General features: G+C 66.3%; 15 protein-coding genes. 9 read left to right on the top strand and 6 right to left on the bottom strand.

Features of this window, described 5'->3' with window-relative positions; all coding sequences use genetic code 11:
- Positions 1 to 56: 56 nt before the first annotated feature.
- From J5M67_RS10045 to J5M67_RS10035, 3 genes are read left to right on the top strand one after another with little or no spacing between them, the layout of a single operon-like run.
- Positions 57 to 962 carry a DMT family transporter gene (locus tag J5M67_RS10045; protein WP_207885155.1) on the top strand — a complete coding sequence of 302 codons (906 nt, stop codon included), beginning with the start codon at positions 57 to 59 and terminating at the stop codon, positions 960 to 962.
- 27 nt (positions 963 to 989) lie between these two features.
- Positions 990 to 2,090, top strand: a complete 1,101-nt coding sequence (locus J5M67_RS10040) for a PLP-dependent cysteine synthase family protein (protein ID WP_207885154.1) — start codon at positions 990 to 992, stop codon at positions 2,088 to 2,090.
- Positions 2,091 to 2,094: 4 nt separating this feature from the next.
- Entirely contained in the window at positions 2,095 to 2,784 is a 690-nt protein-coding gene (locus J5M67_RS10035; protein ID WP_207885153.1) for an aspartate/glutamate racemase family protein, read from the top strand.
- Positions 2,785 to 2,933: 149 nt separating this feature from the next.
- Here J5M67_RS10035 and J5M67_RS10030 read toward each other — a convergent pair whose 3' ends face one another.
- The gene (locus tag J5M67_RS10030; protein ID WP_207885152.1) at positions 2,934 to 3,602 is read right to left on the bottom strand and encodes a COG3650 family protein; all 669 of its coding nucleotides are present in this window, start codon (positions 3,600 to 3,602) and stop codon (positions 2,934 to 2,936) included.
- A gap of 86 nt (positions 3,603 to 3,688) precedes the next feature.
- Here J5M67_RS10030 and J5M67_RS10025 point away from each other — a divergent pair, with 86 nt between their 5' ends.
- Positions 3,689 to 4,087 (top strand): DUF488 domain-containing protein, encoded by a 399-nt coding sequence (locus J5M67_RS10025; RefSeq protein ID WP_207885151.1) that lies wholly within the window; start codon positions 3,689 to 3,691, stop codon positions 4,085 to 4,087.
- A 172-nt stretch (positions 4,088 to 4,259) separates the two neighbouring features.
- Here J5M67_RS10025 and J5M67_RS10020 read toward each other — a convergent pair whose 3' ends face one another.
- Entirely contained in the window at positions 4,260 to 4,859 is a 600-nt protein-coding gene (locus tag J5M67_RS10020) for a short chain dehydrogenase (protein ID WP_207885150.1), read from the bottom strand.
- A gap of 93 nt (positions 4,860 to 4,952) precedes the next feature.
- On the opposite strand from J5M67_RS10020, the gene J5M67_RS10015 reads away from it, so the two are divergent.
- The 3 genes from J5M67_RS10015 (at position 4,953) to J5M67_RS10005 (ending at position 6,948) form a co-directional block, all read left to right on the top strand.
- On the top strand, positions 4,953 to 5,882 hold the full coding sequence (locus tag J5M67_RS10015; RefSeq protein WP_207885149.1) for a LysR family transcriptional regulator: 930 nt from the start codon (positions 4,953 to 4,955) through the stop codon (positions 5,880 to 5,882).
- A gap of 125 nt (positions 5,883 to 6,007) precedes the next feature.
- The gene (locus J5M67_RS10010; protein WP_207885148.1) at positions 6,008 to 6,475 is read left to right on the top strand and encodes a glycine zipper 2TM domain-containing protein; all 468 of its coding nucleotides are present in this window, start codon (positions 6,008 to 6,010) and stop codon (positions 6,473 to 6,475) included.
- 14 nt (positions 6,476 to 6,489) lie between these two features.
- A complete protein-coding gene (locus tag J5M67_RS10005) occupies positions 6,490 to 6,948 on the top strand; it encodes a sn-glycerol-3-phosphate transporter (RefSeq protein WP_207885147.1) in 459 nt (152 codons plus the stop codon).
- Between the two features lie 80 nt (positions 6,949 to 7,028).
- Here J5M67_RS10005 and J5M67_RS10000 read toward each other — a convergent pair whose 3' ends face one another.
- From J5M67_RS10000 to J5M67_RS09990, 3 genes are all read right to left on the bottom strand, one after another.
- A complete protein-coding gene (locus J5M67_RS10000) occupies positions 7,029 to 8,351 on the bottom strand; it encodes an aspartate aminotransferase family protein (RefSeq protein ID WP_207885146.1) in 1,323 nt (440 codons plus the stop codon).
- On the bottom strand, positions 8,348 to 9,430 hold the full coding sequence (locus J5M67_RS09995) for a phosphotransferase (protein WP_207885145.1): 1,083 nt from the start codon (positions 9,428 to 9,430) through the stop codon (positions 8,348 to 8,350). Before J5M67_RS09995 ends, J5M67_RS10000 begins: the two co-directional genes overlap by 4 nt.
- Positions 9,431 to 9,525: 95 nt before the next feature.
- On the bottom strand, positions 9,526 to 10,557 hold the full coding sequence (locus J5M67_RS09990) for an ABC transporter substrate-binding protein (protein ID WP_207885144.1): 1,032 nt from the start codon (positions 10,555 to 10,557) through the stop codon (positions 9,526 to 9,528).
- A 304-nt stretch (positions 10,558 to 10,861) separates the two neighbouring features.
- Between J5M67_RS09990 and J5M67_RS09985 the strand changes: the two genes are divergently transcribed.
- Entirely contained in the window at positions 10,862 to 11,596 is a 735-nt protein-coding gene (locus J5M67_RS09985; RefSeq protein WP_207885143.1) for an SDR family NAD(P)-dependent oxidoreductase, read from the top strand.
- A gap of 82 nt (positions 11,597 to 11,678) precedes the next feature.
- Positions 11,679 to 12,353: a GntR family transcriptional regulator gene (locus tag J5M67_RS09980; RefSeq protein WP_207885142.1), complete on the top strand. Its 675-nt coding sequence runs from the start codon at positions 11,679 to 11,681 to the stop codon at positions 12,351 to 12,353.
- A gap of 142 nt (positions 12,354 to 12,495) precedes the next feature.
- Here the strand turns inward: J5M67_RS09980 and J5M67_RS09975 are convergent, their stop codons facing one another.
- A complete protein-coding gene (locus J5M67_RS09975; protein ID WP_207885141.1) occupies positions 12,496 to 13,197 on the bottom strand; it encodes an ATP-binding cassette domain-containing protein in 702 nt (233 codons plus the stop codon).
- Position 13,198: the final 1 nt, after the last annotated feature.

The raw sequence follows: 13,198 nt of genomic DNA, 5'->3' as shown, positions 1-13,198 counted from the left end.
GTCGGCCCGCCCCGGGCGCCTCCTATACTCCAGGCACCTTTTGACTGGAGCGTCCCGTGCAGCAATCCCGGCCGTTCGCCCTCGCGTGCCTGGTATTGGCCATGGCGCTCTGGGGCAGTTCCTTCATCGCCCTGAAATTCGCTTTCCAGGAAATGCCGGCGATGTGGGTGATCTTCGCCCGTATGGCCCTTGGCAGCCTGATCTTCCTGGCCGCCTGGCGCTGGCGCGGACGAATCGACTACCAGCCCGGCGACTGGCAATGGCTGCTCGGGCTCGCCGCCTGCGAGCCCTGCCTGTACTTCATCTTCGAGTCCCTGGCGTTGCAGCACACCAGCGCTGCCCAGGCCGGCATGATCACGGCGCTGCTGCCCTTGCTGGTGGCGGTGGGGGCGTTCTTCCTGCTGCACGAGAAGATCGCCCGTAACACCTGGCTGGGCTTCGCCCTGGCGGTGCTCGGCGCGCTCTGGCTGACCCTGGCCAGCGAGTCGGACGGCCATGCGCCGCAGCCGCTGCTCGGCAACTTCTACGAGCTGCTGGCGATGCTCTGCGCCACCGGCTACACCTTGCTGCTCAAGCACCTGTCGGCGCGCTACTCGCCCTTCATCCTGACAGCCATGCAAGCCTTCATCGGTTCGCTGTTCTTCCTGCCGCTGGCGCTGGTCGGTTCCGGGGTGCCGACCGCGCCCGGCCCGACCGGCTGGTTCGCGCTGATCTACCTGGGCAGCGTGGTCACCGTCGGCGCCTACGGCCTGTACAACTTCGGCGTCAGCCGCCTGCCGGCGAGCCAGGCGACCGGCTTCATCAACCTGATTCCGGCATTCACCCTGATCTTCGCCGCCGTGTTCCTGGGCGAGGTGCTCAGCGGCCAGCAGGCGCTGGCAGCAGGGCTGGTGTTCATCGGGGTCGCCTTCAGCCAGTGGCGCAGCGCGCCGCCCACGCCGCCCGCCGGCGTGCTGGACTGATCTTCCGCCATTCGACGAGGAAACAGCATGTCCGCCCAAGACCGTAACTGGACCCGCGAGGCGATCCGCATCATCGAGGCAGATTTCCAGCGCAGCGCCGATACCCACCTGATTCCTCTGGAGATGCCCGGCATGCCGGGGATCGACCTGTATTTCAAGGACGAGTCCAGCCATCCCACCGGCAGCCTCAAGCACCGCCTGGCACGCTCGCTGTTCCTCTACGCCCTGTGCAATGGCTGGCTGCGCCCCGGCGCGCCGGTGATCGAGGCGTCCAGCGGCTCCACGGCGATCTCCGAAGCCTACTTCGCCCGTCTGCTTCGCCTGCCGTTCATTGCCGTGGTACCGGCCAGCACCTCGAAGGAGAAGATCGCGCAGATCGCCTTCTATGGCGGCCAGGCCCACCTGGTGGAGGACCCGACGCAGATCTACGCCGAGTCCGAGCGCCTGGCGCGGGAAACCGGCGGACATTTCATGGACCAGTTCACCTACGCCGAGCGCGCCACCGACTGGCGGGCGAACAACAACATCGCCGAGTCGATCTTCCAGCAGATGCGCCACGAGCGCTTCCCCGAGCCGTCCTGGCTGGTCTCCAGTCCGGGCACCGGCGGTACCCTGGCGACACTGGGCCGCTTCGCCCGCTACCGTCGCCACGAGACCCGCGTGCTCTGTGCCGATGCCGAGCGCTCGGTGTTCTTCGAGTCCTACCGCACCGGCAACCGCGACCTGACCCTGAGCTACGGCTCGCGCATCGAGGGCATTGGCCGGCCGCGCGTGGAGGCGTCCTTCCTGCCGGCGGTGATCGATGCTTGCTGCCAGGTGCCGGATGACCTTTCGCTGGCGGCCATGCATTACCTTGCCCAGCGCCTGGGCCGGCATGTTGGCGGCTCCAGCGGAACCAACCTGATCGGCGCGCTGCTGGTGGCGCGGCAGATGGTCGAACGTGGCGAGAGTGGTTCGATCGTGGCGATCCTCTGCGACAGCGGCGAGCGCTACGAAACCACCTATTACAACCCGTTGTGGCTGCTGTCCCAGGGCTTTGACCTCGATCCGCTGATCGAAGCGTTGCGCCAGTGCGTCGAGCACGGTGCGGCGCTGCCGGGCGGCGTCCCTCACTGCGGGCTGGAGTGAGGCGATGAAGACCATCGGCCTGATTGGCGGCATGAGCTGGGAGTCGACCATTCCCTACTACCGGCAGATCAACCAGACCATCAAGGAGCGCCTGGGCGGCCTGCACTCGGCGAAGATCGTGCTGTACAGCGTGGACTTCCACGAGATCGAGCGGCTGCAGCACGCCGGCGACTGGGACGCCGCCGGGCGCCTGCTGGCCGAGGCGGCGCGCTCGCTGCGGGCGGCCGGTGCGGACTTCCTGGTGCTCTGCACCAACACCATGCACAAGGTGGCTCCGGCCATCGAGGCGGCGGTGGACATCCCGCTGCTGCACATTGCCGACCCGACCGCTGAGGCGATCCGCGCGGCGGGGGTGACGAGGGTCGGTCTGCTCGGCACCCGCTTCACCATGGAGCAGGCGTTCTACAAGGATCGACTGCAGGAGAAGTACGACCTGCAGGTGCTCACGCCCTCGGATGAGGAGCGCCAGGTGGTGCACCGGATCATCTACGAGGAGCTGTGCCTGGGGCAGATTCGCGACGAGTCGCGCGATGCTTACCGGCGCATCATCGCCTCGTTGGTCGCACGCGGTGCGCAGGCGGTGATCCTCGGCTGCACCGAGATTTCCCTGCTGGTCGGCCCGCAGGATGCCTCGGTGCCGCTGTTCGATACCACTGCCATCCACGCCCGACAGGCGGCCGAACGGGCGCTCTGAGTCGGAAGAGCCGATCTTCCGAGGCTGCAGGTTACGTAGGAGCGGACTTCGTCCGCGATGGCATCCGGCGCGATGGGGGCTATCGCGGACGGAGTCCGCTCCTACGTTGAATGGACGCGCGGAGCGCCCGGCGGAATTTGCCCCGGCAGTCAGTCGTTGCTGGCGCCGCCCGGATAGGCGCAACCGCGCATGACCTGATTGTTGACGCGCAGCTCGGCGGACAGATTGCTCAGCGCGCCGCTCATGCCGTCCTGGCAGCGGGCCGGGGCGACCCACAGTTCCAGCTTCTCGCCGTTGGCTTCACTGGAGTAACTGGTGCTGCCATTGGGCAGGTCCTCGGCGATGTAGGGCACCACCAGCGACTCCTTGCCGGGCTGTTCGAGCAGCAGCCCCTGGTTGTTGACCAGCACGCTCCAGCCCGGTTCGTTGCCGTGGGCGCGGACGATGCTGCGCTTGAAGTTCGGGTCGTCGCAGCCGGGGCCTTCGTTCTGCAGGCGCAGGACCTTGGTCACTTCCAGCTTGCCGTCGGTTCCGGCGGCGGTGCTGCCGCTGAAGTTGCCGCGCAGGTCGACGAACAGCGTCCTGGCGCCGTCCTCGAACAGGCTCTTGGCGTCGCGGGGCAGGCCGGTACTGGCGCTGTCCTCGACGCTGAAGCGGCGCTGCTCGGTGCAGCCGCGGAACATCAGCTTGCCATCCTGCTGGCTGAGTTCGCCTTGCAGACGGGTAGAGGCGTTAAGATCGGTCTTGTTTGGCGTCCACACCTGGCAGGCGGCGAACAGGGGCAGCAGGCTGAACAGAATGAAACGGCTGGATCGCATGGAACGGGCTCCCTCGAAAGTGGGCCCACGTTACCCAGCGAAGCCGGCTATCTCAAGGGCAATGCCAGGCTCCGGGAGGAAATCGGATGATTCGTTGCAAGCGTGCTTACGAGCCGGCGGCCGGGGACGATGGCCAGCGGGTGCTGGTGGACCGCCTGTGGCCGCGCGGGATTCGCAAGGAGGACCTGCACATGGCGCTGTGGGCCAAGGACGCCTCGCCGTCCAACGAACTGCGCCGGCGCTTCCATCATGATCCGAGTCTGTTCGAGGAGTTCCGCAAGGCCTACCACAGCGAGCTGAACGCCCACCCGGAACACTGGATGGGGCTGCTCGACCTGGCGCGCAAGGGCACGCTGACCCTGCTCTATGGGGCCAAGGACGAGGAGCACAACAATGCGCGGGTGCTGGCGGAGTTCCTTGAGGATGAGCTGGAGAAGCAGGGGGAGGGCAGCTCGCCGGTCTGTTACGCGGGCAAGACCGAGTAGCTGCGTGTTGCGCCGATCATTGTAGGAGCGGGCCATGCCCGCGATCGCGCGCATGGCGCGCTCCTACAGGTTTACGTCGAAATCGCAGGACGAATAGCGCACCAGCGTTATCCGCCGCGAATGTCCCGGCGGATAACCTGTTCCAGGTTATGCGCCCTACGCAGATGCTCCGTCACCAGATCTTGTACACCTGCCCGGTCTGCGCGCCTTCCACGCTGCGGGCGAAACCCAGGGCCGCATCGGCGGCGGGGACCGGCTTGAAGCCACGGAAGAACGGTGCATAGCCCTCCATCGATTCCACCAGCACGTTCGGGCTCACCGCGTTGATCCGCTGGCTGCGCGGCAGTTCCAGGGCGGCGCTGCGCACGAAGCCTTCCACCGCGCCATTCACCAGGCTGGCCGAGCTGCCCAGCACGATGGGCTGTTCGCTGAGGATGCCGGTGGTGAGCGTGAACGAGGCGCCGTCGTTGGCGTACTGGCTGCCGATCAGCACCAGGTTCACCTGGCCCATCAGTTTGTCCTTCAGGCCGATCGCCATTTCCGCCTCGCCCATTTCTGCAAGCGCGCCGAAGTGCACCTTGCCGGCGGCGCTGACCAGGGCGTCGAAACCACCGGTCTGTTGGAACAGGTCGCGGATCGAGGCGCTGTCGGTGATGTCCACGCGCAAGTCTCCACTGTTGCGGCCGACGCGGATGATTTCATGACGCTGCCCCAGTTCGTTGGCGACGGCCTGGCCGAGGGTACCGCTGGCACCGATCAGGATGATTTTCATGGAGGCTCCGAAGGGATTTGGTGGAAGACGGCTTCAGAGTAAAGTGGCTGCTTGTTGTGATAATCCAGTTAATCGACAACCTTTGGTTTTCATATGGAAACAATCGCCAGCGACCTGGAAGACCTGTCCGCGTTTGCCATATTGCTCGAGTGCGGCAGCTTCACCCGCGCGGCGGAGCGTCTGGGCTGCAGCAAGGGGCAGCTGTCCAAACGCATCTCCGCGCTGGAGCAGGCGTTGGGTACAACCCTGCTGCACCGCACCACGCGGCGCTTGTCGTTGACCGCCGCGGGGGCGGCGCTGCTGCCCGAGGCCCAGGCGCTCAATGCCCAGGCGGCGCGTGCGCGGCAGGCGGTACTGGCATTGCAGGACGAGGCGCGGGGCACGGTGCGCCTGAGCTTGCCGGTTTCCCTGGGGGAGACCTTCTTCGATGCCTGGTTGATGGAGTTCTCCCGCGAGTATCCCGACATCCGCCTGGAGCTGGACCTGTCCAACGCCCTGCGTGACCTGGTGGCGGACGGCTTCGACCTGGCTATCCGCTCCGGCAGCCTGGCGGTAGACGAGCGCGTGGTGGCCCGGCCGCTGTTCGCGCTGCAGGAGCTGACCTGCGCCACGCCGGACTACCTGGCGCGCCACGGGGTGCCGCAGTCGCCGGCGGAGCTGGCCGGGCATTCCTGCCTGCAGAACACCCACTACCAGGACAGCGGCACCTGGCTCTACCAGCGCCATCACGAACTGTTCCGCGTGGAGGTCAGCGGCCTGATGGCGAGCAATCACTACACCCTGTTGAAGAAGGCGGCCTTGGCCGGCGCGGGTATCAGCCGGTTGCCGTCCTACATGATTCAGCAGGAATTGGCCGACGGCAGCCTGGTCTGGTTGTTGCGCGAGTACCAGACCCGTACCCAGCCGGTGTACCTCATCCATCCGTACCAAGGGCGCTTGCCTCGCCGCACGCAGCTGTTGGCCGACTACCTGCTGCGCTGGTTCGAGCAGAGCCGGCGGCAGTTGGTCGCCCTGGAAGGCTGAAGGACATTTCGTTCAGGTTCGTTCAGGTTCGTTCAGCATTGGTTCAGAGAGGGTTCAGGGGGAGTTCAGGGTGGCGGCCGTAGGCTTTGCCCCATCCTTTTTGAACGCCTCTCGAGGTAGCCATCATGAACCGCTCCATGCTGTTGCTGACCGCGCTCTTCACCAGTGCCACCCTGGCCCTGACCGGTTGCGCCTCCAATCTGTCGGGCTCGTCCTATTCCCGCGATGACGCCCGCGCGGTACAGAACGTGCGCATGGGCACTATCGAATCCCTGCGTCTGGTACAGATCGAAGGCACCAAGACGCCAATCGGTACCCTGGCGGGCGCCGCTGTCGGTGGTATCGCTGGCAGCTCCATCGGCGGCGGACGCGGCAAGACCATCACCACCATCCTCGGCGGGGTGGCGGGCGGTGCGGCGGGTTCGGCGGTGGAGGAGGGCGTCACCCGCTCCCAGGGCGTGGAGATCGTGGTGCGTGAGGACAGCGGCGCTACCCGCGCCTATGTCCAGGCGGCGGACCCGGCCCAGCAGTTCCGTGTGGGTGATCGCGTACGCATCCTGACGGTCAATGGCGCCAGCCGAGTCGCCATCTGAGCGGGGGACATGCCATGCGCCGCCTGTCGATCGCGCTGCTGCTGATGCTCGGCTGTGCCGCTGCCCAGGCTGGGGATGGGGATTTCTGGTACTTGCAGACCAGCGTCTACACAACCCACTGGGACCACGATCCGGACCACAACAACCACCAGGACCTGATTGGCCTGGAGCGCAATCGCGCCGACGGCATGGTGTTCGGTGGCGCGACCTTCCGTAACTCCTTCAGCCAGCGTTCCAACTACCTGTACGCCGGCAAACGCTTCGACTGGGAAGGCACGCCGTTCTACGCCAAGGTCACCGGTGGCGCACTGCAGGGCTATCACGGCAAGTACCGCGACAAGATTCCGCTGAACCACTACGGCGTGGCGCCGGCGATCATTCCCTCCTTCGGCGCACGTATGGGGCCGGTCGGCACCGAGTTGGTGGTGCTGGGGAATTCCGCCGCGATGGTCAATGTCGGCGTAGGTTTCTGACGATCACCGAGCTGAAAACGGGCTTGGCCTGCGACGGGTAATCTCCGCAGGCCACGCCCGTTTCTGCTTGCGCCGTCGACTCAGCCGGCCACGTCCTGCAACGCCTTGTCCAGGCAGTCGATGAACAGTTCGGCGTGTTCCTGCTCGAAGGCCAGCAACGGGCGAATCTTCAGGATGTTCTCCATCGGGCCGGCGGCGCTGATCAGCACGCCGCGCTCGCGCATGGCGTTGACCACCCGGCGGGTCTGGCTGGCGGCCGGGGTCTTCCCGGCGCGCTCGGCCACCAGTTCGACGCCGAGGAACAGCCCCGCGCCGCGCACGTCGCCGATCAGCTCATGCCGGTCGGCCAGTCGGCGGATGCCTTCCAGCATGAAGCCGCCGATGCGCTGGGAGCGCTCCTGCAGCTTCTCGTCGCGGATCACATCGAGCACCGCCTGGGCCGCCGCGCAGGACACCGGGTTGCCGCCGAAGGTGTTGAAGTAGCGCACGTTGCGCCCGAAGCTTTCGAGGATGTCCGCCCGCGCCACCACGCCGGCGATGGGCTGGCCATTGCCCATGGGTTTGCCGAGGGTGACCAGGTCCGGCTGCACGCCGTGGCGCTGGAAACCCCACATGGCGTCGCCGGTGCGGGCGAAGCCGCTTTGCACTTCGTCGGCGATGTAGAGCAGGCCTTCGTCCTGGGCGACTTTCACCGCTTCGGCGAGGAAGCCGGCGGGGACGGGCAGCACGCCATCGCTGGCGAAGATGCCGTCGAGCAGCAGCGCGGCGGGCTTGATGCCATGGGCGCGCAGATCGGCGATGGCGGCGCGTACGTCATCGGCCAGGGTCTTGGCGACGTTCTCCGCGCCCAGTCGATAGGCGTCCGGCGCACGCACGGTGCGCGCGTGAGCCGGCAGGGTGATGCCGCTGCCCAGGGCCGGCGAGAGTTCGGAGATATCGCCGGTGACGCCGTGGTAGGCGAAGCGGGTGATGATCACCCCGGTGCCGCCGGTGTAGTGGCGGGCGATGCGCAGGGCGAGGTCGTTGGCCTCGCTGCCGGTGCAGGTGAACATCACCTGGTCGAGGCCGGCGGGGAAGGTGGAGAGCAGGTCCTCGGCATAGTCGAGGATGCCTTCCTGCAGGTAGCGGGTGTGGGTGTTCAGCACTGCCGCCTGGCTGGCGATCGCCTGCACCACGCGGGGGTGGCAGTGACCGATGGAGGCGACGTTGTTGTAAGCGTCGAGGTAGCGATTGCCCTGTTTGTCGTAGAGCCAGACCCCTTCGCCACGCACGGTGTGCAGCGGGCGTTCATAGAACAGCCGGTAGGCCGGGCCGAGCAGGCGCTCGCGGCGCTCGATCAGGCGACGTTCCTCGTCGCTCAGGCGGTCGGCGTCGGCCGGACTGAATCCGTTGGGCATGGTCATTGAAGCGGCTCCTCGTGGTTAACGGAGACCTGGCAGGCGGCGAAGATCTGCTCCTGCGCCTGTTCCCGGCTCAGGCGGGCCAGGCCTTGCAGGCTCTGCCAGGCGTGATGGGCGTTGCGCAGGATGTAGTCGCGGTTCTCGGGGTGCAGGCTGGCGCGCCAGGCGGTGATGCTCAGGGTCATGATCAGGCGGGTGGCGATCAGGTCTGCGAGGATTTCCTGCTCGGCTTCCAGCAGCGGGCGGCGGCGATGGTAGGCGGCGATCATCTCGCAGGCGGTGGCCAGCGGTGCGTCCGGCGCGCCCACCTGGTAGGCGGCGGCGACGCCGAGGTCGTTGATCAGCGGCGCGTGGACCATGTCGCCGAAGTCGAGGATGTTGCGCAGTTGGTCGGGGTGCGCGGCATCGACGATCACGTTGTGCGGGTTCAGGTCGTTGTGGATCACTTGGGCGCGCAGGCTGGCCTGGCGGGGCAGGGCGTGGCGCTCGAAGCTGTCGAGGAAGCGTTCGACCAGCGCGCGCTGCTCGCGGTCTTCGATGTAGGTCAGCAGGCGGCGCAGGCGCGAGGCGTGCTTCATGTCCCACAGCAGTTCGTGGCCGGAGGCCGGATGCTCGAAGCCGTCGAGGGCGATGCCCAGGCGGGCCAGGGCATCGCCGAGGCCTTCGCGCAGGACGCGGCTGCGTTGCGGCACGCGGTGCAGCGGCAGGCCGTCGACGAAGGAGAACAGGCGGGCGAGCATCGGCTGGCCGTCGATGACCACCGGAATCTGGTATTCGCCGTTCAGCGAGGGGTAGACACGCTGCACCGGCAGGCTCGGATCGGCGGCCTCGACGCGCAGCAGGGCGCGGGTCTGGAAGTCCACCACCTGCGGGTCTTCCAGCGGGTGGGAGAGTTTCAGCAGGCGGTCGTCGCCGTGGCCGTGGCTGATGTGGAAGTTCAGGTCTCGTTCGCCGGCGAGGCGGTTCAGGGTGCCGCGCTGGCCGAAATACTCCTCGGCGATGGCGGCGGCCTGGGCGTCGCTCACCTGGGCGGGGGCCGCTTCCAGCAGGTGGTCTTGAACGGGGGCGGTGTTGAGGGGCACGGGTACTTCTCCAGCGGGTCCAGCAGGTCAATCGTGCAGCGGCCCGGCGAGTCGCGGAGCACCGCCCGACGCAAGGTCGGGCGGTACTGTTGCGGTTACTTGCTCGCCCAGGCGTTGAAGCGTTGTTCCAGTTCCTCGCCGTGGTCGATCCAGAACTCGGTGTCCATGGCGCGCGCGTTTTCCAGGTTCTGCGGCGCGGTGGGCAGCTTGCCGGCGATGGCCGGATCGATCAGCGGAATGGTGTTCTTGTTGGTCGGGCCGTAGGGGATGTTCTCGGCGAACACTTTCTGGTGCTCGGGCTTGTTGGCCAGGGCGATGAACTGTTCGGAGAGCTCCTTCTTCGGGCTGCCCTTGACGATGGCCCAGTGGTCCAGGTCGTAGATGCTGCCGTTCCACTGGATGGCGAAGTCGCGGCCTTCCTTCTGCGCGGTGGCGACGCGGCCGTTGTAGGCGCTGGTCATCACCACGTCGCCGGCGGCCAGCCATTGCAGCGGTTGCGCGCCGGCTTCCCACCACTGGATGTAGGGCTTGAGTTCGTCGAGCTTCTTGAAGGCGCGGTCGACGCCCTCTTTCGTGCCCAGCACCTTGTACAGGTCGGCCTGTTTCACGCCGTCGGCTTCCAGGGCGAATTCCAGGGTGAACTTGGCGCCACGGCGCAGGCCGCGCTTGCCCGGGTACTTCTTCACGTCCCAGAAATCGGCCCAGCTGGTCGGTGCACTGGCAAGCTTTTTGGCGTCGTAGGTGAGCACCGTGGACCAGATGAAGATGCCCACGCCGCAGTCGCTCACGGCGGCGTCGAGGAAGTCCTCGCGCTTGCCCAGCTTCGACCAGTCGAGCTGCTCGAACAGGCCTTCGCTGCAACCGCGCATCAGTTCCGGAGATTCCACCTCGACCACGTCCCAGCTGGTCTGGCCGGTGTCGGCCATGACCTTGATCTTGGCCATTTCGCCGTTGTACTCGGCGCCCTGCACGGTGACTTTGGCCTGCTGCTCGAAGGGTTTGTAGAAGGCCTTTTCCTGGGCCACCTTGTTGTCGCCGCCGAAGGACACCACGGTGAGGGTTTCGGCGTGGAGCTGGCCGGCGGCGCCGCCGGCGAGCAACATCAGTGCTGCAGCTTTCTTGAACATGCGATTACTCCTGGTCGGGCCAATCCGGCCCATCGAAAAGAGGGCAGCTTCAAGAGAGGGCTGGGACGGCCCGAGCTGGGAGGCCGGCCGGTCGCCCGTTGGCTCAGGGTGAGGAGCGCGCGGTACAGGTGCGGTCGAGCATGGGATGTCCTCCAGTTTCTTCTTGTTGTTCGGAATCGGATGACGCGGGGAGGGATTTAAACATCTTCCAAAACATGATGCATCATGTTTTTATTTGCTTCATCGCGCACAGCGATGCACGCCATGCCACCACGGACAATTGCCTTGTGCAGGGGGATGCACCATGAACCAGACCAGGACCTTGCTGCTCACCGGTGCCAGCCGAGGCATCGGCCATGCCACAGTCAAGCACTTCAACGCCGCCGGCTGGCGCGTGTTCACCGCCTCGCGCCAGGACTGGAGTGCCGAATGCCCCTGGGCCGAAGGGCTGATCAACCACATCCACCTGGACCTTGAGGACATCGACAGCGTGCAGGCGAGCCTGCCGCAGATCCGCGAGAAGCTCGGCGGCCAGCTGCATGCGCTGGTGAACAATGCCGGCATCTCGCCGAAAGGGCCGGAAGGGGAGCGCCTGGGTGTGCTGGAGAGCGACTACGCCACCTGGCTCAAGGTGTTCAACGTCAACCTGTTCTCCACGGCCCTGCTGGCGCGCGGATTGTTCGACGAGCTGAAGGCGGCCAAGGGCTCGGTGATCAACGTCACCTCCATTGCCGGGTCCCGGGTGCATCCCTTCGCCGGTGTCGCCTACGCCTGCTCCAAGGCGGCGCTGGCGGCGCTCACCCGCGAGATGGCCCACGACTTCGGCCCGCATGGCGTGCGGGTCAATGCCATTGCGCCCGGGGAGATCGACACCGCGATCCTCTCCTCGGGCACCGAGCTGATCGTCGAGCGCGACATTCCCTTGCACCGCCTGGGCAAGCCGGAGGAGGTCGCTTCGCTGATCCACTTCCTCTGTACCAGCGGCGCGTCTTACGTGAATGGCGCGGAAATCCACGTCAATGGCGGCCAGCATGTCTGATCCGGCTGGTATCGGGCGCGTTCGATCTGCATCATGCACGCCTGCATGCCGCGCCATGTGACGAGACGGCGATGAGAAAACGATGAACTACCCGATCGAAGGGCTGAACCATTCCTACCTGGGCAGCGGCGTCTACGCACTGCTGCGCGAGGCGCTGATCACCGGCCGCTTCAAGCCGGACGATCGCCTGCGCATCCGCGACCTGGCGCAGCAGCTGGGCACCAGCGTGACCCCGGTGCGCGATGCGATCCTGCAACTGGCCAAGGAACAGGCGCTGGTGCTCAAGACGCCGCGCGACATCCGCGTGCCGCTGCTTACCCGCGAGCAGTACCTGGAGATCCGCAGCATCCGCATCGCCCTCGAAGGGCTGGCCGCGGAGACGGCCGCCGCCAGGGCCGGCGTCGAGCAACTGGATGAGCTGGAAGCCAACATCCGCGCGAACCTCGATGCGATCCACGCCGAGGACATGGTCCAGGCGCTCAAGCTCAACCAGGCGTTCCACTTCGCCCTGGCCGACATCGCCGGGATGCCGCTGCTGCGCGCCTTCCTCGACAGCCTGTGGATGCGCACCGGCCCGCTGATCGCCCAGGCCTACGCCGACTTCAACGAGCGCATGGCGGTGGAGCACCACTGGGAAGTGCTGCGGGCGCTGCGCGAAGGCGACGGCGCCGCCGCGCGCGCGGCCATTCACGCCGACCTGGTCGATGGCAGTGAGAAGATGCTGGAGTTCATTGCCCAGTCCGAGGCGCAGAACTGAGGCGTTGTAGGAGCGAGCTTGCTCGCACGCAGAACTCACCGGCGAGCTTGTTCGCGAGCAAGCTCGCTCCTACCAAGAGCCGCACGGCGCGAACCAATAAAAAACGGCCCCGAAGGGCCGTTTTTCGTTGCAGCGCGGGACGTCAGCCGCCCAGGTACGCGTCGCGCACCTTGGGGTTCACCAGCAGGTTGGCGCCGGAGTCCTGCATGACGATGCGACCGTTCTCCAGCACGTAGCCACGGTCGGCGAGCTTCAGCGCCTGGTTGGCGTTCTGCTCGACGAGGAAGACGGTCACGCCTTCCTGGCGCAGCTGTTCGACGATGTCGAAGATCTGCTGGATGATGATCGGCGCAAGGCCCAGGGACGGCTCGTCGAGCAGCAGCAGCTTGGGCTTGCTCATCAGCGCGCGGCCGATGGCGAGCATCTGCTGTTCACCGCCGGACATGGTGCCGCCGCGTTGGTTGAAGCGTTCCTTCAGGCGCGGGAAGAGCGACAGGACCTTGTCCATCTGCTCCTGGTAGTCGTCCTTGTTGGTGAAGAAACCGCCCATGGCCAGGTTCTCTTCCACGGTCAGGCGGGCGAACACACGACGGCCTTCCGGCACGACGGCGATGCTCTTGCGCATGATCACGGAGGATTCCTTGCCGACCAGTTCCTCGCCCAGGTAGGTGATGCTGCCCGAGGAGGCGCGCGGCGAGCCGCACAGGGTCATCAGCAGGGTCGACTTGCCGGCCCCGTTGGCGCCGATCAGGGTGACGATCTCACCCTGCTGGACTTCCATGCTGACCTCGTGCAGCGCCTGGATCTTGCCGTAGAAGGTGGAAACCTTGTCGAACTTCAGCATG

Source organism: Pseudomonas sp. 30_B, from assembly GCF_017491605.1.
Lineage (GTDB): Bacteria > Pseudomonadota > Gammaproteobacteria > Pseudomonadales > Pseudomonadaceae > Pseudomonas.
The sequence above is the reverse complement of the archived record's forward strand: the minus strand, read 5'-3'. Positions and strand labels throughout refer to the sequence as shown.